The organism is Psychrobacter sp. 1Y6 (genome assembly GCF_052258385.2).
Taxonomy (GTDB): Bacteria; Pseudomonadota; Gammaproteobacteria; order Pseudomonadales; family Moraxellaceae; genus Psychrobacter.
Genome location: NZ_JBQQEW020000001.1, coordinates 1032692 through 1054909, shown reverse-complemented (window position 1 = coordinate 1054909; position 22218 = coordinate 1032692). Strand labels below are relative to the sequence as shown.

Below are 22218 nucleotides of genomic sequence, written 5' to 3'. Positions count from 1 at the left end.
AACCTTCGTTAGTTCTTATCAGCTTCGTCAACTCTTATCAACTTCGATAAAACGCTTATCGATATACTTCTTGAGATGCCATACCCAGCGACCTTGTAGATTTACATTACCCCAACTACCAATGGCATATTTATCGCCGCACGATAGCAGGTATAGCGTGCGTGACTTTGGCTGATAGCTCTTCATTACGCTATCTTTCAAATAGGCCAATAAGTTATTGGCTTCGACAGCACCGCCGTGCACCGAGTGAACCCCCGAATGCGCCACGTATTTATCGACTCGTGTCGCCACATCACCAACCGCAAACACATTAGGATGAGAGACGCTCTGTTGCTTATCGTTCACCGCGACAAACCCATTACCTTCTATCTCCAAATCTGTAGAAGCCGTCCATGCCGACCCTATGACGCCAGTCGCAGCGATGACAGCATTTATGGGCAATAATTTATGCGTAGTTGATAATTTACCATCACAATAATCGGTCGCTCGTTCTCGAACTATCGTAATGTCATGACTATGTAACTGCTTAATAACCCGTTGTCGAAAACCCGAATTAAACCCTGACAAGAGATTCTCACCGCATACTAATGTCACCTGATGGTTACGGTTGATGTTCCGTAGCGCGACTTGGGCTGCCATCACCAATTCTATTGCCGCAGCGCCTGCCCCGATAATAGCCAATTGATATTTTTCAGATTGCTGAGCTTCCTTTAGAATCCGCTGCCATTGTGTGATGAATGTTGATAACGGTCGTATGGCAATCACGTCGGTATTAGCATAGGTATTAACAGCGCCAACATCTCTATCATCACTATCGCTTTTATGCTCGTTGTAGCCATTGTGGTCACGTAGCCAACGCATATCTGTATCTGCGCCCGTATTTAAAGACAAAACATCGTAGTCAAAATCCGTTTTTTCATCGCCAGTCGTAACCACCTTGTTTGACGCTGCGTTTACTTGTACAAGCGACTGCTGAATAAAACGCACGCCTGCTCGCACACAAAGCGATTTGATATCGATACTGATATCATGCAGCTGATAATGCCCTGCCATCCAACCTGGTAACATGCCAGAATAGATGGTTTGCGGTTGCTCACTAATTAAGTGAATGTCTGCCTCTATCATATCGGCATCCTTTAAACGCGCTGCGCTAAGTCGGCGTAACATGCCAATGTGAGCGTGACCTGCGCCTGCCAATAGTAGTGTCTTTTTCGGTAAAAATTTTGTCATAGATGATTTTATCAAGGCGGTTGGTTGCTGTTAGTGTTTGATCGAATGTTGATTGATATAAATGACTTTAAAAACTCATTTAAAAGTATCATATAAATAAGACCAGTCTGTTGCGGGCAAACAGTAAGAGCGTAAATGGCTTATGTGATTCATGTGACTTATACATATTCAACCATAGTCACTGCGTTAACCGTTATTGGCAGAACGCTATTTTGTATAACTGAATTAAAATCATAAAATAAGGTGAAATTATTTATCATCGCCCAGTACAATAGGACATTATAAAAGCCGCATGATAAATTGTGCTGCTTAACTCATTGTTTGAGAAACATCATCAAAACCGTTAATGAAAATTATAAGTAATCAAGGAACCTTACATGAGTACCAATATCGATACCAGTAACGATCACATTTTGTCTTCTGACAATATTCACTACTTGCACCATGATTTTTTTGAACCAAGTAGCAAAGACGTCGAGATTAGCGCGACTTTACTGATTGTGCATGGCATGGCAGAGCACAGCGGTCGCTATAGCGATTTTGCACAGTTTTTGGCAGATAGTGGTATCGCTGTGGCCACTTACGATCATTTGGGTCATGGACAGACAATCAAGACTGAGGCCGATCTTGGGTTTTTTGGTGAAGAGCATCCGGTACAGTCGCTTTTGAAAGACGTGATTGTCATGGCCGATAGCCTAAAAGACCGTCATCCAGACGTCCCGCATTTTGTGATGGGTCACTCGATGGGGTCGTTTATCGTGCGCAATGTACTCAAGCATCATGCGCATAATTTCACAGGCGCCATCCTAATGGGTTCCGCAGACGCCAACCCACTGGCAAAGGTTCTATTACCTATTAACAAGCTACTGGCCAGAATCGCCCCAAGACAACCGAATACAGTTTTCGCCAAGGTGATGAATAAAGTCCTCAACAGCCAACTCCCTGATCGCAATTCGTCCTCACAGTTTGCTTGGCTCAGTGAAAATACCGCAAACATTGAAGCCTATGAAGCCGATCCTAAGACTGGTTTTGACTTTACCAATAATGGCTTTATGACATTGTTTACGCTCATGGATACTGGACTGAATAAAAATTGGGCTACCACTATTGCCAAAAACTTCCCGATGCTGTTTATCAGCGGTGAAGATGATCCGATTGGTGAAATGGGTCGCGGTATACGTAGGGTTGTCACGCGTCTGGACAAGCGTCATTTCAGTCATGTCGATATTCAGCTGTATCCTAATATGCGTCATGAAGTGCTGCACGAAAAGGATAAACAGACCGTTTATCAAGATATTTTAGAGTGGATAGAGACCAACACGACAGACGATTAAATCATGATAGATGAGTTGTTTTGAGGGAATATCTGAAAACAACTCATTTAATATTATCATAATAAGACCCTCAACGCGTTTGCTAAAAGTGGTCAAATTAGCGACAATACGGCAAGCAAGTTTTTGGACCAAGCCATACCTTGAATTTTCTTTAGGCTGGGTCATATAAGTCTTTAACCATAACATTAAGATCACCCTCCCTTTCATTCATTTTAGGAACCTTTATGTCATTACAACAAACCATCGAACAAGCATTTGAAAATCGCAACGAATACAGCCCAGCTAATATGCCACAAGATGTGCGTGATGCTATCAATCAAGTACTTGAGCAACTAGATAACGGTAGCCTGCGCGTAGCAGAAAAGAAAGATGGCGAATGGGTTGTCAATCAGTGGGCCAAAAAAGCCGTATTATTGTCTTTCCGTCTAAACGACAACTACGTTCAAGCTGCTGGCGAACACGTACAGTTCTATGACAAAGTACCGACTAAATTTGCTAACTGGACTGAAGCACAGTTTAAAGAAGCAGGCGTACGCGTTGTACCACCAGCTGTCGCGCGTAGAGGTTCATTCATCGCAGCAGGCGCAGTATTGATGCCGTCATACGTCAACATCGGTGCATATGTCGATCAAGGCGCGATGGTTGATACATGGGCGACTGTTGGTTCATGTGCTCAAATCGGTAAAAACGTGCATTTATCAGGCGGCGTTGGCATCGGCGGTGTATTAGAGCCATTGCAAGCAAACCCTACTATCATCGAAGACAACTGCTTCATCGGTGCACGCTCTGAAATCGTTGAAGGCGTTATCGTTGAAGAAGGCGCGGTCATCTCTATGGGCGTCTACATCGGTCAATCGACGCGCATCTATGATCGCGAGACTGGCGAGATTCATCGTGGCCGTGTACCAGCAGGTTCTGTTGTCGTACCAGGTAGCTTACCGTCAGAAGATGGCACGCACAGCTTGTACGCTGCTATCATCGTGAAAAAAGTTGACGCGCAAACTCGTGCAAAAACATCAGTAAATGAGCTATTACGCCTAGCCTAAATATCTGGCAAGTACCGTTGTTTATTGAATAATATTGTTTTATATGAAGATGCTGGGGGGATGACTCCAGCATCTTTTTTGCAGCTTAATATAGCGCGTTACGTTATAATCCTCTTTTAGTTTGTCTGTATACAAACGCAAAATCATTCGTACCATTCCCTGCCTTTTTATTACGATTGATAAGCGCTTCATCGCCTTATCGACCTTTAACTGTATTTGAAATATTATGAGTGAATCATCATTACGCACCGCCGCTATCCCTGTCACTGACCCTGAAGCAGGGTTACGTCTGACTGAGATTTTTTATTCCTTACAAGGTGAGGCAATCACTTCAGGCTTGCCGACGATATTTGTACGTCTAACAGGCTGTCCGCTGCGCTGCGTCTATTGTGATACTGAATATGCTTTTACTGGCGGCGAACGTCAATCATTAGAAACCATCATAGAAACCATCAAAGGTTATCCGTGCAAGCGCATCTGTCTGACTGGTGGTGAGCCGTTAGCACAGCCAAATGCCATTGAATTGATGAAACGTTTGCTGAGCGATGGGTATGAGATATCCCTTGAGACCGCAGGTGCGCTCACGGTAGAAAACGTGCCAGCAGCAGTCAGTAAGGTAATGGATCTTAAAACACCAAGCTCAGGCGAAGTCGATAAAAATCTATGGTCAAACCTCGACTACCTCACTCAGCACGACCAGATCAAGTTTGTCATTATGAATCGTACAGATTACGACTGGGCAAAAGCTAAATTGACTGAGTATAAGCTAAACGAATTGGTCGGTACGGTATGGTTCTCTCCAATGTTTAACGTCGCAGATGATGTCGATGAACAGCTCAGCCCTGAAGTACCTGTACTGGCGCGCGAGCTAGCAGAATGGATGTTGGCTGATGCCTTACCAGTTCGTTTTCAGCTGCAATTGCACAAAATCATCTGGGCAGATGCCAAAGGCAAGTAACTATCAGCAAGTAACAAACAGAAAGTGTGAACACGTTGAGTGCCATGGATAAGGTAGCGGTATGATCAAACTCATTTTATTGGGCTTGCTAGCGGGTGCGTTTTTTAGCTTGACATTTATCTTAAATGAGCTTATGAGTAGCGCAGGTGGACATTGGTTTTGGTCAGCGAGTCTACGCTATGTCTTTATGCTGTTGATTATCACCGCCGTTATTACGATGCAACATGGCTTTGGTCGTATTAAAGCGCTAATAAAGATTTTTCTACAGCATTGGGGCTTTTGGTGCATTACTGGCAGTATTGGGTTTGGACTGTTTTATACCGGTATTTGCTATGCCGCAGATCATGTTGCGGGATGGGTAGTAGCAGCTACCTTTATGTTTACCGTCGTCGCCAGTTTGCTTGTGCTATCGGCATTTGGTCAACGTTTTGATAAAAAGTTCATCGTATATGCTGTCATTGTATTTATCGGTGTGGCGTTCGTTAATATCAGCGAAGGTCTGCATGCTGCTTCTATAACCGACACCGTCCCCATGTCTGACATGCTGCTCTATGGTGCGCTACCCGCTCTTATCGCTGCTTTTAGCTACCCAATTGGTAACCAGCTGGTTTGGCAGGCTTCTCATAATGCCCGCCAGCGTAATACTGAATTACAGAAGGCAGCAGAGTTGAACGCTCAAAAAGCTAGTATTGGTATTGATATTAATGAGCAGAGTGAACCGCTCATATCTGAAGCTTATGATTTGCCAGCTACGACATATGATGCTACCGATATTGATAGCGTACTTCAAAGTGACAACACTGCGGCAACCTCATCCCTACAAAATCTAATTGCTCGTATTCCTTCTATCGAAACCACGCTACTGCAAAATGCCTTTAACAAAGTTTGGCTAATGACTCTTGGGTGTTTGCCATTTTGGCTGTTTTTGGGCATTATAGTGCGCCCTGACCAGCCCCACCCCTCACAAATAATCAATACGTTGCTCGTTGCTCTATTAGCAGGCGTGGCAGCGACCACTATATTTTTGTATGCGCGCGAGCAAGCTGTTACTTCAAGCGAGGTTGCAGGCGTTGACTCAACTCAAGCCAGTGAAGTTATCTTTGCTTTGATTGGGGGTATATTACTGTTAGATAATGCCATACCTTCGTCGATGGGACTGGTCGGTATAGGGCTGATTATTGTAGGGCTGATATTCTTTGCAAAAGATGGCTAAATGGTGCTATAACACTACGCCTATTTCGTCAAAGTTATGCATTGAATAACCGCATAAAAGACACCTATCACTTTGATGATCTCGATTTGGCACTATAACCATGGGTAATGCTTTGATTTTTCCTGATATTCTATTATATTTATTGGACATGGTTGGCATTATTGCCTGCGCGATTGCAGGGACTTTGCTTGCGCAGCATAAAGGCTTCGATATCGCTGGGTGTATTCTGGTAGCGATGGTCAATGCCATCGGCGGTGGTACTTTACGTGATATGGCTCTAGACCGTCATCCTCTATTTTGGATGACTGATCTTAATTACGTGATCGTTATCACGGTGACCTCCCTTATCTTACAAATATTCTTTCACCTTTATCATAAGATTGATAATGCATTGAAACTCTTTGATGCCATCGGGTTGGCCGCTTTTAGTGTCATTGGTTTTAAGGTGGCCTTGACCCTAGATATGTCTCCCCTTATTGCTATTATGATGGGTGTCTGGACTGCCATTATCGGTGGTCTACTACGTGATATCATTTGTAATGAGATTCCGCTGGTACTACAGCGTGAGATTTATATTACTGCCAGTATCGCAGGGTCTGTAACCTATTTATGCTTACAGTATTTCGGAGTGGGTGCTAGTCTCAACGAATTTATTATGCTGTTTGTCATCTTTGCGGTACGTATGCTCGCGCTCAGATTCGACTGGCATCTGCCTTCTATTCGACTCGTGGATTGATTGATTGAGCAAGACTCTACTTAGATAGCCTTTGTTTAACTGACAATAATTGAAAATAGTGAGAACTGCCCATGTTGGCTATCGTATTGGATCCTACCGTACTGATCACTACTTTTGACCCGCGCTCTTTGATATATTTCTTTGATATGATTGGCATCATCGCCTGTAGCGTCTCAGGCACGATACTTGCCAAGCACAAAAACTTCGACGTCTTCGGCTGTCTGCTCGTGTCTATTGTCACTGCTATCGGTGGCGGTACGGTACGTGATGTCATTCTGGATCGCCATCCGTTATTTTGGATGGTAGATATGAGCTATCTGACCCTTATTACGATTTCATCGCTAGCGATGCAGATATTTTTTCATCCAAACTCTAGACGAGTAGATAAGTTCCTCAAACTTTCCGACACTATTGGTCTGTCAGCATTTACGCTGATCGGTATCAAAGTCGCTGATAGTATGGGTGCCAATGTGCCTGTAGCGCTATTATTAGGTGTGATTACCATCGTGGTTGGTGGCATCATTCGCGATATGATTTGCAATGAGATTCCATTGGTACTACAGCAAGAGATTTATATCACGGCAGCGTTGACAGGTGGGGTTCTGTACTTTGCTCTAAAGAATTTAGGCGTGACAGATTGGGTAGCTGACATCTCTACGATGAGTACGATTTTTACCTTGCGTATGCTGGCTATTCGTTACGATTGGCAGTTCCCCACATTAGAGTGGAAATACTGATACTAGGGCGTGTCTTCATTTCAAAAATACCAACGCGCCCATACTTGAGCGCGTTTAACGTTTTAGCACTGCTGTTTTAGCCCTGCTCTACCACAGCCAAATCTTTGACCATCAGCTGTAAGCTTTGTTTGCCATTCCATTCATTGATGTCTAGCTGAAATAATAAATGGACTTGCTTGGCACGGTAATCCCAAGCATCATTATCGAAGTTAAAGCAAATTGCCTCTATCGGATATTGAACATCTGGATAGCGCAGCGATAACTTAAGATGTTTATCTTTTAAAATCTTGAAGCTCAATACCTCAAACACACCATCAAATATTGGCGGTGCAAATCCATGACCCCAGATACTGGCATCGGCTAAATGCTCGGCAAACCATAGGCTAAAGTCACTCGCTTGCAAAGGTCCATCGGTGAATTTTTGCTCTGCAAATACCTCATCATCCATCTGAGCCATCACTTCATTAAAAGCTGTGACAAATGCCTCAAAGTTACGGCGCTTGAGAGTCAGACCTGCTGCCATCGCATGCCCGCCGAAATGACTGATTAAGTCAGGATAACGCTCAGCAACCTGTTCAATCGCATCACGAATATGTACGCCAGAGATAGAACGTGCAGAGCCTTTAATAGCGCTATCTTCATCTGTTTGTTCAGTGTCTGCTGGTGCAAATACGATACTGGGTAAATAATGGCTTTCTTTTAAGCGACCAGCGACAATGCCAATGACTCCTTGATGCCAGTCATCTTGGTATAGAATAATACTACGCGCGCCTGCATTGCTGGCTTTAGCAGTAGAGACAGCTTGAGTAGCCACATTCTGAGTAATAAGCGCTTGAGTAATTGTGTCATTGTTACTGGCATTATCATTGATATCGCCACTCACACTCTCGTCGCTATTATTTTCAGTGGCCAATGCTTGTACGATACTATCAGCTTGCGCACGCATCTCGCCCTCTACATGACGACGCGTACGGTTCAACTGTTCAAGCTCTTGTGCCAAACGTTGTGCGGTGCTCCAGTCTTCAGTTAATAAGCACTCAATACCGATGCGCATATTGTCCATGCGCCCAGCTGCATTGATACGTGGGCCTAGTACAAAACCGAAATCTTGTGCATGAAGCTGCTTGGGATTACGGCCCGCTTGCTCAAGCAATGCCAGTATTCCCATACAGCAGCGGCCTTGACGAATAGCTGATAAGCCGTGATGTACCAAGATACGGTTGTTTTTATCCAGTACCCCGACGTCTGCAATCGTCCCAAGTGCGACCAAATCCAAATATTGGCTCACCTGTACGGTAGACTTGCCAGCTTCGCGGCGTAGCTTTGCTAAGCGTCCGAGCACATAAAACGCGACTCCAACTCCGACCAGTGCTTTACTAGCAAAGTTACAACCTAGCTGATTGGGATTGACTACCGCTTCCGCAGGTGGTGTCTCTTTGGTCGTGAGATGATGGTCAGTGATAATCACCGTGATACCATCAGCTTGGGCGCGCGCCACCCCTTCGTGACTTGAGATACCATTATCAACCGTCACTATCATATCTGGCTGAAAAGTCTCAATACCTAACTCGACAATCTCTGGCGTCAGACCATAACCGTACTTAAAACGATCTGGTACTAGGAAATCAACGACCGCACCCATCTTTGTGAGCGCACGCATCATTAAGGCTGTACTGGTGGCACCATCACAGTCAAAGTCACCAACGATCAAGATACGCTGACGCTCATCAATGGCCATATCTAATAAGCGCACGGCTTCAGTGACACCGTGCAGGGCCTCAGCAGGCAATAGACCTGATAGGCTAGTCTCCAGCTCATCAGGCGCAGTGATACCTCGCCCTGCATACAGACGGGCAAGCGTAAATGATTGAGCGGCAAATGGTTGCAGCGCGGCGGGCAACTCGTCGATGCGAGTGCTGGTATAACGGGGGGTTAAATTTAGCATGAGCGTATTCTACTGGCTTTAGTAGAAGCTCACAATGACAATTTATACTACCTCTGTATATCATTAGGCATTGTGCAACCTGATGAATAATGCCTGCAAATTAGCAATAATTGAGACTGTCATTTTTATAGCTCATGTAAATCACATTCATTTAATCACTTACAAAAAAGGTGCACAGTGTGAGTAATTTCATTCATTTTGCTACAAAGCAATGATTGTAAGCCACGTATAAATCCATAAAATAGTAAGCAACTGAAAGATTTGTTATTCATTGAACTTTTTATCATTTATATTTTAATTATTTATAAGGACACTTTATGAAAACCACGCCACTTGCCGAAAAACTTCCAAATACGATCGACCCTAACCTAGACCTTGATAAAGTTAAAAAAGAATGTCAGGGAATGGTAAAAAGACGCGCTAGAGTTTCTGCTGGTGTAGCGGTTGTGCCAGTACCATTTTTTGATGTGGCAGTTGATGCGGGCATGTTGACGCAGTTGATTCCAGAGATTAGTGAGCGTTTCGGTCTCATTGAAGACCGTCAATCAGCTATTAACTTGGAATCTCGCGAAGTGCATTGGAGCGCAGTAAAAGATCGTACTGTAGATTTCGCTGGTCTAATGGCAACACGTGGCATCGTCAAAAAAACCATTCAAGGTTTCGGTGGTCGTATTGCTGCCAAACAAGTGACCAAGTTTATTCCACTTGGCGGCCAACTGGTGGCTGCAACGATGGGTTATACGATTTTTAAGAAAATCGCTAATGATCATATCAATGAATGCTATAAATTGGCAAAAGATATTCAGCAAAAAGAACATGGCAAAAATGTGTAAATAAGCCAAATAGCCTAGTCTATATCAAGCCAGTTAAGTGATTACTTAGCTGGCTTTTTTATGGTTTATACAGATAGGTTATAGAGCTCTAAAATAACATGCGCTTGTGGTCAATGATGTCATTGCTAGGTTTTACTGATAATATACAGCTTTATTTATGACAGACACCTTAAAGGACTAACTTATGAAAAAAATCTTGGCTTCAACGATGATGCTAGCGACTTTTGCCTTGGCGGGATGTACCACAACAGGTGCTACAAACAACGGTACAGGTACAGCAATCGGCACCGCAAATGAGATCGGCATGAATGTTTTTAAAGCAGCAATCGATAATCAGTGCCGTAGCCAAATTGAAAAACAAAACGCATGGCGTGTTGCAAGTGTCGCCATGACAGAAGCACAGCAAGAATCTGTTAAAACCAATGTTTGTGGCTGTGTCAGTGAGCAAGCACCGCAGCAAGTGACGATTGTTGAGCTGGGCAATGCCGCGATTGACTCTCAGTACCGTACTCAATTAGTCGCACAAGTCGTCGCCAAATCTCTACAGAGCTGCTATACAAGCTTTGTTCAATAGAACAATTAAATTATTCATTAGAATAAAAAGCAATAAAAAGGGTGCGTTATACATAACGCACCCTTTTTATTGCTAACAGATTAGTTCAATCAATTAGCCTAAAACTTATTTGTGTCAGATGCTTGAGACGTTATAGAAGCCGTAAAAGGTAATGATTGGCTACGACGGAAATATTTCGAGGTGCTATCAATAATTTTATCTACTTCCTTAATTAAATCATTAATCACATCATCATAAATACCATGATATAGCTCTTTTTCAAATGCTGTAAATGGGTGCTTGCGCGACGCTGAACCTACTTCAGTGACACCGTCTTTACTATAAAAAATATCTACGCGACCATCACTATTCAACACACAATTTAATAGTCCGCCTTCAATCTCCATCTCTACGCGTTCTGGCATAAAAATATAGTCATCTACATTGATAAGCTTTTTTTCTACTTCTCGTTTAAAAAATGATTTGATATCGAACATAGGTACATCCCTAACTTTATAATTATAAGATACGTGAGCATGCCGAGCACTGTGTCTGTTACCCAGTATTCATCTGCGTGATTAACGGGTCATGCTTTACTCAGTTATCCTATAAGATAGCGTTAGATAATTTAAGGTGCGATATGTAAAACTGCGTTTGATGTTGGTAAAAATGTGCGCTTAACTTTGGCTTCAATACAGTTCCAACAACCGAAATAAACACAACAAAAAAGGAAGCGACCAATAAGCAACTTCCTTTTTTATTATTAAACTCCATTAACTGACTTAATTAGACCCAGCCCTTCTCACGGAATGATTTGAGTACTTCTACAAATACTGCCATCTCATCAGGTCTGCCAAGTGTTAAGCGATTAAAGCCAGTGATTGGCGCAAACTCACGCCCGACCGCAATACCATGCTCACGCATTCTGTCGATATAGGTTTGTACATCGCCTTTTATCTCATGGAATATAAAACTGGCCTGTGATGGCAAATAGCGTAAGCCAAGCTCATCTAATGTTTGCTCAACCAACTGACGCGATTGATTGGTCGTACGTAAGCTCAATGCTAAAAACGACTCATCATCAAGGGTCGCTAATGCAGCTACAGCACCTGACAAATTGGTATTATCAATTGAGATAAATGCTTCTAATCTAGCAATCATTTTCGGGCTAGCAACTGCATAGCCGACGCGCATGCCAGCGAGTGCACATAGCTTTGAGAAAGTACGCACCACAATAATATTTTCTGAGTACTCCTCTCGTATCCATGCAACCCCACTCTCAAAACTTGGATCAGTCACATACTCTGAGTAAGCTTCATCTAATAAAAAGTAATGGTTACTTGGTGCATGCCCTACCCATTCTTTAAGCTTTACTGTGTCAGTAATAGTCGACGTTGGGTTATTTGGATTGCACAGATAAAACAAGCTAATACCGTCAAAGTCATCAGCCACTTTTTGCATGCTTTGCAAATCAAAGGCGTAGTTTTCAGTCGTCAGCGGTACTTTTACCACAGGCACATCGATGGACGTCGCGTATAACTCAGCATAGGCAAAGGTTGGATACGGTACGATAACTTGGAATTTTTTGCCTGCTACTAATGCTTGATTTTGTAGCATTTGGACGACAGTACGAATATTTTCACTAGAGCCACTGCCCAGTGAGATTTGACTCTCTGTCACACCATTTATCTCAGCGACTTTGGTAATCAGAGCCGCACGTTGGTCATCAGGATAACGAAAACCGATGTCTAAAGAGTTGATAACGGCTTGTTTGGCCGCATCTGACATGCCGAGTGAATTTTCGTTAGAGTTTAACTCTATTAAGTTGTTGGTAAGCACAGTGAATAATACGCCTAGATTATGTCCATTCCAAAAATTTAGTCTGTGTTGGCAATGTGAGCTATGGGAACGACAAGCCTAGCCCAAATAGAGCATTACACGTACTCGGCTTATTCGCATTTGACTTAAATTTTTGAAATATTATATGGATGGTGAGGTTTATGCGGATATGGTAAGTGGCAATGCGCAGTATTACAAGCATTCTGCACATTCCGATATTGAATAAACCACAAAAAAGTGAGGTACTCGAAAAGCACCTCACCTTCACTATTATTTAGCCTCTTTTTAACCTCAGTATTTAACCCACGCTATCAGATTAAATGTGCTTTTAACTCCAGCACTTTGTCACGCGTTTTTGCTGCTTCTTCAAACTTCAAATCACGCGACATCTGCTGCATTTGCTTCTCTAATCGTTTGATTTCTTTGGCAAGCAGATCAGGACTACGCAAGATATTGATATCCACATCTGGCAAGTTACTCTTAACTGGGATAGCTTGATTATCATTGGCATCCAAGCTTTCACCCGTATCAATCTTATCCGTGATACTACGACGAGCACCTTTTGGCGTGATGTTATGCTCAAGGTTAAAGGCAATCTGCTTATCACGGCGACGATCCGTCTCATCTATTGCCTTTTGCATACTTGGCGTAATGCGATCAGCATAGAGAATGGCTTTACCATTCAAATGACGCGCTGCACGACCAATGGTCTGAATCAGCGAACGTTCTGAACGCAAAAAGCCTTCTTTATCAGCATCAAATATCGCTACCAGTGATACCTCAGGCATATCCAAGCCTTCGCGTAATAAGTTGATACCGACCAACACATCATGCACGCCAGTACGGAGCTCATGGATAATCTGCATACGCTCAACAGTATCGATGTCCGAATGTAGATAGGCGACCTTTACATCATACTCTTTGAGGTAACTGGTCAGATCTTCTGACATACGCTTGGTCAATGTGGTAATCAGTACACGCTCGTCCTTTTCACGGCGTTTGGTAATCTCTGATAACACATCGTCAACTTGCGTCAAGACAGGACGTATCTCAATCTCAGGATCAATCAGACCCGTCGGACGGACGACCTGCTCTACGACTTGCTCGCTATGTTCAAGCTCATACAATGCTGGCGTAGCACTGACATAAATGGTTTTGGGCTTGATACGCTCCCACTCTTCAAACTTCATTGGGCGGTTATTCATCGCACTGGGTAATCTAAAACCATAATTGACCAAGTTTTCTTTGCGCGATCTATCGCCTTTATACATCGCGCCAATCTGCGAAACCGTTACATGTGACTCATCAAGGAACAACAAGGCATCTTCTGGAATATAATCAAACAACGTCGGCGGCGCTTCCCCTGATGGACGCCCAGAGAGATGCTGTGAGTAGTTTTCGATACCGTTACAGTAACCAAGCTGCTGAATCATCTCCAAGTCATACTGGGTACGCTCTTTGAGACGCTGTGCTTCAATCAACTTATTGTTATCACGGAAGTACTCTAAACGCGGCTCTAACTCAGCACGAATCGTGTGGCTAGCAGCTTCTAGCTTATTGCGCGGCGTCACATAGTGCGACTTTGGATAAATGGTAATACGTGGCACGCTGCGTACTGTCTTACCCGTCAAAGGATCAAACCACGTAATCTTCTCGACCTCATTATCAAATAAATGCACACGTACCGCTAGCTGCTCAGACTCAGCAGGATAGATATCTAACAGCTCTCCACGCAAGCGATACGTACCACGGCCAAAATCTAGCTCATTACGCGTGTACTGCATCTCAACCAAACGCTTGATAGTCGCTGTACGATCGATGTTATCGCCCACAACGACATGCAGTAGCATTTTTAGATAGCTTTCTGGATCACCCAAACCATAGATACAGGATACCGAAGCGACAATAATCGCATCACGACGCTCTAATAATGCACGCGTGGCTGACAGGCGCATCTGATCAATATGATCATTGATGGCGCTGTCTTTTTCGATAAAGGTATCACTCGCTGCGACATACGCTTCTGGCTGATAATAATCATAATAGCTGACGAAATATTCGACCGCATTATTAGGGAAGAACGATTTGAACTCACCATATAGCTGAGCCGCTAGCGTTTTATTGTGCGCCATAATAATGGTCGGACGTTGAGTTTCAGCGATGACCTTCGCCATGGTATAGGTCTTACCAGAACCAGTCACACCCAATAGCAACTGCTCGTCCATGTCCGAATTAATACCGTTAACTAGCTTTTTGATGGCTTGCGGCTGGTCGCCTGCTGGTTCAAAATCAGTAACCATCTCAAAGGCACGGCTTGATATTTGCGTCCCTGACGCATTAACACCACTAATTTCAGCTTCGCCTTGGAGCTGAGTGGCCAATTGATTTAACTGACGCGATGAGCGCGGTTCAGGCATTCGCATAATGGCTTTCTTCTTCTTAAGGTTTATAACAATATGGGGTCTGAGCAGCGGTTTTTAAAGGAGAATAAGGAGTATCATCCTGTAGTTAAAACACTGTCTCGCTGCCCAAAAACATGAGTGTATAAATGTACGGTTTATCAAAAGTTAATGCTTAATAGTAGCGGATAAAACTTACATCGTTATAAAAAATGCACACAGTATTCAATAAATTTACAAAGCTTTTCATGGTTAACAACCTCGTTACACGACTACTCAACAAAACCTAACACTCAAGGGTTCCAACACTGAGTTAAGCTGCTATTATCGTTCTTGAATTAACAAGTTGATGACTTTCAAGTATTAATGATCAGTACTAATGAATGGATAGATTTATAGCAATTCGTATTGTTGGCTTTAACTTAATTGTCATCGAATAGAAAACCAATAAAGAATAGAAAACCAATAAAGACACATTGAACTTTCATTCAATATAATAATTTTAAATAAATGACGGAGTAAAATATGAGAGAACGTTACGCAAGTGGTATTTCAGACGAAACTGCGAAAAAAATGATTGATTTGCTAAACGCTAACCTAGCAAACGTTATCGATTTAACCTTAGATGGCAAACAGTGCCATTGGAATCTACAAGGCACTGGCTTTATCGGTGTGCATCAATTACTAGATGAGACATCAGATCGTATCCTTGAAGTATCAGATACTATCGCAGAGCGTATTGTAATCCTAGGTGGCCAACCGAATGGTTTAGCAAGTCGCGTAGTCAAAGAGTCTATTCTAGATGACTACCCAACCGATATCACTGAAGTAGATCAGCATGTTCGTGAACTAACTAGCCGTTATAAAAAAGTCGCAGAGACATTGCGTGAAGCGATTGCTACTGCTGGCGACGCAGGTGATGAAGACACCGCTGACTTATTTACAGAAGCTAGCCGTATCATCGATAAAGATGCATGGTTCATTGGCGCAAACGCACCGAAAAAATAGTATCGTTTAAGTTAAACAATTACTAAGTACTAGAGTTATAGAAAAAGCCGTCATAGTTGACGGCTTTTTTGTGTCTGGGTTCTTGAATTTAGAAAGCTTACTTAAAAGCATTCAACAGGATTCCTCTACCACACGTCCAATCTACGACACCTCTAAATCAAATATTCTCTAAACTTAGCAGCTCAGCGTTAGGTTCTGACAGTGTCAGAATAGCCTCTTGAAAGACTGGGTTACCTCTAAATAGATTTTCAATCTCTTCAAACTTCTGTGCGATATGCTCTTCTTTTTGATTGCCTGCGATATCTACTGCCGCCACCATAAATATCTTTTTTGGGCCAACCCACTCTAGGTGCAGATAGGACACGCTATCGATATCTGGATGATTTAGCAGCTCGCTCAAAACGTATTCGTGCATACGGTCAGTAACTCTATGCCCGACCAAGAAATCTCGGTTACGACTAATCAAGAATATCGCGACGACGCCCAATAGTAGACCGACGATAATAGACCCTAACGCATCCCAATATGGTTCGCCCGTATAAGCGTGCATACCCATAGCAGCAGCGGCAATCACCAAACCGATAACTGCTGCTAAATCTTCAAAGAATACACCGCGCAACGTTGGGTTAGACGTATCTACGACATAGCCAAGTGCACTGATATCGAGCGCTTCACCATGCTTTTTGCTTTGTCTGTATGCCTGAACCAATGAGATCCCTTCTAGCACAAACGCCACTGCCAATACGATAAAGCCAATCGTATAATTAGTCTCAGATTCAGTAGCGTTCCATTCCTTAATACCAGTATAGATAGAGACAATCGAGCCTGCCGTAAATACCCCGAAGGCAGCAATCATCGACCAAACATAAGACTCTTTGCCATAGCCTAACGGATGGCTTTTATCAGCAGGTTTGATGGACTTTTTTTCTGCGACGATGAGCAATGTACCATTGCCAGCATCTGCCCATGAGTGAGCTGCTTCTGCAATCATAGAGGCTGAGCCTGTCATAAAGGCGGCAACAGTTTTTGCGATTGCAATAACCAGATTGGCCCCGACCGCAATCAACACAGTGATCAGTGAGCCTGAGTGCTCATCATTGGTTTCAGGGCTTTGATTAAGGGTATGTTTTAGTTCAGGGTCACTTGGAATTTTAGGATTACCTGCCCCACGCGCGCGAGGTGTTTGCGCCTTAGGAGTGACTGGTAAATGGCGCTGGGGATTAGCAATAGATGGCTTTAGACTCATGCTAGACTCACTGAAATAACGTATTGATAGTAGAATTTTTGCCGTAGATAAATGGCTTGAAACATACATCAGCTTAAAATAAGCGCTCTACAATCTCAGTGTCTTTTTAGTGAGTCGTTGTATGAATTATTAATTCAATAAAACTAAATAACTTTATAAAATTTTAGATAGCTTTAAATAACTTAGGCTATTTTCCTACCTCAGCATTTTCTTCGTTCTCGTCAAACTGCTTGTTAATCTCTTCGAAGTCGCAACTAGGACGATGCGAGCTTTCCATACGCAGCTTCTTTCGCTCTTTAGCTGCATCAGCTCGACATTGCTGCATCTTGTTTTTGATATCGAGTGGCGGTGCGGAGGTTGGTTTGCCATTGTCATCGATAGCCACCATCGTAAAGTAACAACTGTTGGTATGACGGACGGTACGACCACGTACATCTTCTGCTTCGACGCGGATACCTACTTCCATTGAGGTGTTACCAACATAATTGACACTGGCTGCAAAAGTAACCAACTCGCCCACATATATCGGCTCACGGAACATTACTTGATCGACAGACAATGTCACCACATAGTTACCACTATAGCGACTGGCACAAGCATAAGCGACCTGATCAAGCATCTTGAGCAAATCCCCACCATGCACATTGCCAATGAAATTCGCCATATCAGGCGTCATAAGTACTGACATGTATAGCTCATGGTTTAATGGGGCTTTTTTGGCAGTGGAGCTGGTATTGTATTGCGGCATAATATTCCTTAATGGTTTGACACTTATTTATTATGCCTACCATTTATACAGCAGGTCGCCGTATAGCACAAACAGACCTCTGTCATTAGACAGTCTAAATTGTGTAAATTGGGGCTATTTAAACAGCGTTATATAGGCCAAGATGTAAGCGCTAGCTCAACCAATGGAAGCGATACGCAAGCCATGCCACTATGGCGCTCACTGAACCGGTCAAAATACCACCCCATACAAAGTCAACGAGCGCTGTATCTAGCGTAAAGCCCTTATACAGTGCCAAATTGGTAAAGTCGTATGTGCCATAAGCCATCAAGCCAATTAGCCCGCCAAGTAAGAAGATATGACCAACGGATGCGCCAGCTTTGATTTGCGGATATAGAACCAAGATACAAAGTGCCAATATATAGAACATATAGAACACGCCAGCCGCCATCATGTTTGGCTCATCAGCCAATAGATGCCCGATACGCGACTCATAAAAGGCGCCTTTCATGGTCGTCAGCCATACAGCATCGACACCCAAAAAGATAACCACAGCAGCGAGATAAATAAAAACGTAACCCATGATATTACCTCTTATAAAATGAATAAAAACGGATAAAATTTATAGTGTTAGTCTTGGTTGAACGAAATCTAAAAATGCCAGAATACGTGAAGATACGGCACTGTTTTTGTAATAGACCGCCTGTATGGCTTCACGGTTGTTTGGTCTGACTATCGCCTCAGGCAATACTTCAACCAATCTGCCAGACTCCAAGTCTTCACCAATCATAAAGTGTGACAGTAAAGCGATACCCTGGTGATTCAAACATAGCTGACGCAAGGTCTCGCCGCTACTGCCAGTCATATGAAAATTCAGTTTAACTGGAGTTTTTAGTGGCCAGCTATTTAGTTTTGACGCATCGTTAAAGCCAATTAATTTATGAGTGCTCAAATCATCAACGTTCAAATTATCAATATGAGTCACTTCATTATGCTGGTGTAAGTATTCAGGACTGGCTACTAGCCGCAGCTTACTTTTACCTAATAGACGCGCATGCAAATTTGAGTCTTTTAAGTCGCCAATTCTGATAGCCAGATCCGTTTTGTGCTCAAGCAAATCAATAATATTGTCATGCGAGGTAAGGTCGAGAGTGATGTGTGGATATTGCGCCACAAAATCACCAACCAAAGGCGTCAGTTGATGAAAGACAAACGGGCTCGCGGCGTCAATTCTTAGATGCCCACTTGGTGCTTGTTTTAACAGCTTAAGCGCCTCTTCACCGGTATATAGAGTATTTAAACTCTCACGCGCATATCTAATAAAGACATGCCCCTCCTCCGTCAGCTCCAAACGTCGTGTCGTTCTATTTAGGAGCGTGCATTGCAGCGTATCTTCGAGTCTGGACACAGCACGAGATACTTTGGCAACCTGCTGATTCAGTAAGTTGGCAGCGCCAGTAAAGCTGCCCGTGTCTACTACCGTCAAAAATATCTCTATATCTTCTGTTTTAGCATGTCCCATCATCATGATTACCTTTACAAAATCGACAAAGGTATTTTGTCATTTATGCTGTTTTTTGCAAACTATAAATCGGTCAAACTACGCGCATCATTTAATTATTAGGATGTCGTTATGCCACTCGCTTTATGGGCGCTTACTCTAAGCGCATTTGCAATTGGGACAACCGAATTTGTCATCGTTGGATTGGTACCAACTATTGCCGCTGATCTGGGCGTTAGCTTACCTTCAGCAGGGTTGCTCGTCAGCCTATATGCTGTCGGCGTTGCCATCGGTGCCCCTATACTTACTGCACTCACTGGCCGCTGGAATCGAAAAATAGTACTGATGAGCCTAATGGGTCTGTTTGTCATCGGCAACTTGCTGGCTTGGCAAGCACCCAGTTATGAAACCTTGATACTCGCCCGTATACTGACCGGTCTGGCGCATGGTGTGTTTTTCTCTATTGGTTCCATGATTGCTACCAGTCTCGTCAGTAAAGAAAAAGAAGCCAGCGCAATTGCCATTATGTTTACTGGGCTTACCGTGGCGCTCGTCACTGGCGTACCCCTTGGCACATGGATTGGACAGCATTTTGGCTGGCGCGCTACGTTTCTAGTCGTCTCAGTACTGGGTTTAATCGCTTTAATTGGTAGCGCCATATTGGTACCAAAAAACCTAAAAAAATCTATCCCTGCAACGTTCAAAGAGCAATTACAAGTCATTGTAAAACCACAATTACTGCTGGTTTATCTCATGACTATCCTTGGCTATGGCGGTACGTTTACGGCATTTACCTACCTAGCACCTATCTTAGAGCAGCAGACCAAATTTGCACCATCAGCCATTGGTCTTATCATGCTCGTATATGGCGTGTCCGTTGCGATCGGCAATATTTGGGGCGGAAAACTTGCAGATAAACGTGGCCCTATTAGTGCGCTTAGCATTATATTTAGCGCCTTAAGTGTCATTCTTTTATTGTTCACCTTTACTATGCAATCCAAGATTGCTGCTGTGCTGACTATTTTGGTATGGGGTGCTTTCGCCTTTGGTAATGTACCAGGCCTACAAATCTATGTGGTCAAGCAAGCTGAAAAATATACACCGAACGCTGTCGATGTCGCTTCTGGATTGAACATTGCTGCATTTAATATCGGTATTGCATTAGGCTCAATCATCGGTGGTAGCGTGGTCGAAAATATGTCGTTGCAAGATACAGCTTGGATCGGCGCTGTCATCTCTTTAATGGCATTAGCGGTCACACGCTATTCAGGTCTGCGTGATAAGCGTGCCCTGCAAGCATCGTAGAACTTTTCAATATACAACCCTTCAATACATGGGTCTCAAACTGTTCATGCAGTATGAGACCCTATGAACGTTACGAACAAACCATATCTATATCATCAGACTTATATCGACGCGGTGTCTGTTCTATCTTCTTTACTAAAGGCTGTCTCATCGTTCAAAACCGTTTTATGATTTAAGACGGCAGATGGCAGATCAGAAAAATGCAGCGTATCGATATTATTAGGCTTTACCGCAGTAACTTGTACCACACCGATCGTGCGCTCCAAAAAGCCACCTTCGCAATAGCAGAAGTAAAACTCCCATAGGCGGATAAAGGCATCGTCATAGCCAAGCGCTTGAATCTCTGCACGCTGCGCCATAAATGCAGCACGCCAGTCGCGCAGTGTGTACGCATAATCAAAGCCATAATCATGCAATTGTTTGACGACCATATCAGTCTGCTCAGTAAATTGTGTCGTCAGCTCTTGGTTTGAGAGCAGACAACCACCTGGGAAGATATGCGTTTGTATAAAATCAACCGAATCGATATAGTCTTGATAATTTTGATCATTAAAAGTGATGGCCTGCAATACCATGAGACCCGTCGGCTTGAGTAAACTATTACACTTGGCAAAGAAAGTCGGTAAATACTCATGCCCCACCGCTTCAATCATCTCGATACTGACTAGCTTGTCATATTGACCTGTCAGCTCGCGGTAATCTTGTTTGAGCAGTGTGATTTTGTCAGACAATCCTGCCGCTTCGACTCTTCGTTGCGCCTCGTCATATTGCGCGTCAGAGATAGTCGTGGTGGTCACATGGCAGCCGTAGTGCTTGGCCGCAAAGATAGCAAAACCGCCCCACCCTGTACCAATTTCAATCACATTATCATCAGCACTAAGCTGTAAACGTTGGCATATGAGCGACAGTTTGTGCTGTTGCGCATCGCTAAGCGTCACGTCAGGCGTAGGATAGACTGCTGATGAGTACATCATGGTATCGTCCAAAAACCGCTCATACATATCGTTGCCCAAATCATAATGCGCTAGGATATTGGATTTGGAGCCAGATTTGTCATTGCTACGTAGCTGATGCTTCGCTTTTTCAAATGCTTTACTAATACCTGCAAAACGATTCTCTAGTTTATTGAGTACGGCTAAGTTACGAGCCGCCAAACGAATCAAACCTGTTAGATCATCCGTATCCCACTCACCATCGATATAACTGTCTGCTAGCGCGATAGAGCCACCAAGTAATAGCTGACGATAAACAGCGCTATCATGAATTTGTAGCGTCACATGTAGCGAATGGCGACCAACTGCCGAGCTACTAGCGTCATTAGTAGCTACTTTACCAAAACTACTTGTCTTAGGTTCCTGCTCATCGAATGTTTCAATCAGCGTGAGGCTACCAAACTGAACGTGCTGTAACGCACGAAAGATAAGCTTTCTAGCTAAGTGATTCACACCATTACTGACTGGCTGTAGTACCGCGCTTTCATTAACTACTTTACTCACACGAGCAGTTAATTTTTCTAGTTTTGTCACTGGTGCTCGATCGGTCGGTCGTGCTGGCATCGTGTATTTATCCTTGTTTAAATGCTTTGTTTTCTAGTGGTTCATTTTCAGT

The 22218-nt window shown here is 43.4% G+C and carries 20 protein-coding genes; 10 read left to right on the top strand and 10 right to left on the bottom strand.

Annotated features, from left to right (window positions below):
- Nucleotides 1–27: 27 nt before the first annotated feature.
- A complete protein-coding gene (locus ACTXGF_RS18195; protein ID WP_443533835.1) occupies nt 28–1230 on the bottom strand; it encodes an FAD-dependent oxidoreductase in 1203 nt (400 codons plus the stop codon).
- 377 nt (nt 1231–1607) lie between these two features.
- On the opposite strand from ACTXGF_RS18195, the gene ACTXGF_RS18190 reads away from it, so the two are divergent.
- From ACTXGF_RS18190 to ACTXGF_RS18165, 6 genes are all read left to right on the top strand, one after another.
- Complete coding sequence (locus ACTXGF_RS18190; protein ID WP_443533836.1) at nt 1608–2564, top strand: alpha/beta fold hydrolase; 957 nt, start codon at nt 1608–1610, stop codon at nt 2562–2564.
- Between the two features lie 224 nt (nt 2565–2788).
- The gene (gene dapD, locus ACTXGF_RS18185; protein WP_057760881.1) at nt 2789–3610 is read left to right on the top strand and encodes a 2,3,4,5-tetrahydropyridine-2,6-dicarboxylate N-succinyltransferase; all 822 of its coding nucleotides are present in this window, start codon (nt 2789–2791) and stop codon (nt 3608–3610) included.
- A gap of 226 nt (nt 3611–3836) precedes the next feature.
- A complete protein-coding gene (gene queE / locus ACTXGF_RS18180; protein WP_057760883.1) occupies nt 3837–4568 on the top strand; it encodes a 7-carboxy-7-deazaguanine synthase QueE in 732 nt (243 codons plus the stop codon).
- 61 nt (nt 4569–4629) lie between these two features.
- On the top strand, nt 4630–5781 hold the full coding sequence (locus ACTXGF_RS18175) for a multidrug resistance efflux transporter family protein (protein WP_443533838.1): 1152 nt from the start codon (nt 4630–4632) through the stop codon (nt 5779–5781).
- A gap of 100 nt (nt 5782–5881) precedes the next feature.
- Entirely contained in the window at nt 5882–6517 is a 636-nt protein-coding gene (locus tag ACTXGF_RS18170) for a trimeric intracellular cation channel family protein (protein WP_201549133.1), read from the top strand.
- Between the two features lie 71 nt (nt 6518–6588).
- Nucleotides 6589–7254, top strand: a complete 666-nt coding sequence (locus tag ACTXGF_RS18165) for a trimeric intracellular cation channel family protein (RefSeq protein ID WP_057760888.1) — start codon at nt 6589–6591, stop codon at nt 7252–7254.
- A 76-nt stretch (nt 7255–7330) separates the two neighbouring features.
- Here ACTXGF_RS18165 and recJ read toward each other — a convergent pair whose 3' ends face one another.
- Nucleotides 7331–9199: a single-stranded-DNA-specific exonuclease RecJ gene (gene recJ, locus ACTXGF_RS18160; RefSeq protein ID WP_443533840.1), complete on the bottom strand. Its 1869-nt coding sequence runs from the start codon at nt 9197–9199 to the stop codon at nt 7331–7333.
- A 317-nt stretch (nt 9200–9516) separates the two neighbouring features.
- Here recJ and ACTXGF_RS18155 point away from each other — a divergent pair, with 317 nt between their 5' ends.
- Nucleotides 9517–10032, top strand: a complete 516-nt coding sequence (locus ACTXGF_RS18155; RefSeq protein WP_057760892.1) for a hypothetical protein — start codon at nt 9517–9519, stop codon at nt 10030–10032.
- 184 nt (nt 10033–10216) lie between these two features.
- A complete protein-coding gene (locus ACTXGF_RS18150; protein WP_102092901.1) occupies nt 10217–10606 on the top strand; it encodes a hypothetical protein in 390 nt (129 codons plus the stop codon).
- 98 nt (nt 10607–10704) lie between these two features.
- On the opposite strand, the gene ACTXGF_RS18145 is transcribed toward ACTXGF_RS18150, so the two are convergent.
- From ACTXGF_RS18145 to uvrB, 3 genes are all read right to left on the bottom strand, one after another.
- A complete protein-coding gene (locus ACTXGF_RS18145) occupies nt 10705–11082 on the bottom strand; it encodes a hypothetical protein (RefSeq protein WP_101206413.1) in 378 nt (125 codons plus the stop codon).
- A 289-nt stretch (nt 11083–11371) separates the two neighbouring features.
- A complete protein-coding gene (locus tag ACTXGF_RS18140; protein ID WP_443533842.1) occupies nt 11372–12424 on the bottom strand; it encodes a pyridoxal phosphate-dependent aminotransferase in 1053 nt (350 codons plus the stop codon).
- 311 nt (nt 12425–12735) lie between these two features.
- Nucleotides 12736–14847, bottom strand: a complete 2112-nt coding sequence (gene uvrB, locus ACTXGF_RS18135; protein ID WP_101206411.1) for an excinuclease ABC subunit UvrB — start codon at nt 14845–14847, stop codon at nt 12736–12738.
- Nucleotides 14848–15348: 501 nt separating this feature from the next.
- On the opposite strand from uvrB, the gene dps reads away from it, so the two are divergent.
- The gene (gene dps / locus ACTXGF_RS18130) at nt 15349–15831 is read left to right on the top strand and encodes a DNA starvation/stationary phase protection protein Dps (RefSeq protein ID WP_114700342.1); all 483 of its coding nucleotides are present in this window, start codon (nt 15349–15351) and stop codon (nt 15829–15831) included.
- Between the two features lie 157 nt (nt 15832–15988).
- Here dps and ACTXGF_RS18125 read toward each other — a convergent pair whose 3' ends face one another.
- From ACTXGF_RS18125 to ACTXGF_RS18110, 4 genes are all read right to left on the bottom strand, one after another.
- A complete protein-coding gene (locus tag ACTXGF_RS18125) occupies nt 15989–17077 on the bottom strand; it encodes a cation diffusion facilitator family transporter (protein WP_443533843.1) in 1089 nt (362 codons plus the stop codon).
- Between the two features lie 187 nt (nt 17078–17264).
- Nucleotides 17265–17825, bottom strand: a complete 561-nt coding sequence (locus ACTXGF_RS18120; RefSeq protein WP_443533845.1) for an acyl-CoA thioesterase — start codon at nt 17823–17825, stop codon at nt 17265–17267.
- A gap of 151 nt (nt 17826–17976) precedes the next feature.
- On the bottom strand, nt 17977–18387 hold the full coding sequence (locus tag ACTXGF_RS18115; RefSeq protein WP_057760908.1) for a DUF2177 family protein: 411 nt from the start codon (nt 18385–18387) through the stop codon (nt 17977–17979).
- 39 nt (nt 18388–18426) lie between these two features.
- Entirely contained in the window at nt 18427–19332 is a 906-nt protein-coding gene (locus ACTXGF_RS18110; protein WP_443533847.1) for a LysR family transcriptional regulator, read from the bottom strand.
- 105 nt (nt 19333–19437) lie between these two features.
- On the opposite strand from ACTXGF_RS18110, the gene ACTXGF_RS18105 reads away from it, so the two are divergent.
- Entirely contained in the window at nt 19438–20610 is a 1173-nt protein-coding gene (locus ACTXGF_RS18105; protein ID WP_191113921.1) for an MFS transporter, read from the top strand.
- 101 nt (nt 20611–20711) lie between these two features.
- Here the strand turns inward: ACTXGF_RS18105 and ACTXGF_RS18100 are convergent, their stop codons facing one another.
- Complete coding sequence (locus ACTXGF_RS18100; RefSeq protein ID WP_443533850.1) at nt 20712–22166, bottom strand: class I SAM-dependent methyltransferase; 1455 nt, start codon at nt 22164–22166, stop codon at nt 20712–20714.
- Nucleotides 22167–22218 lie beyond the last annotated feature (52 nt).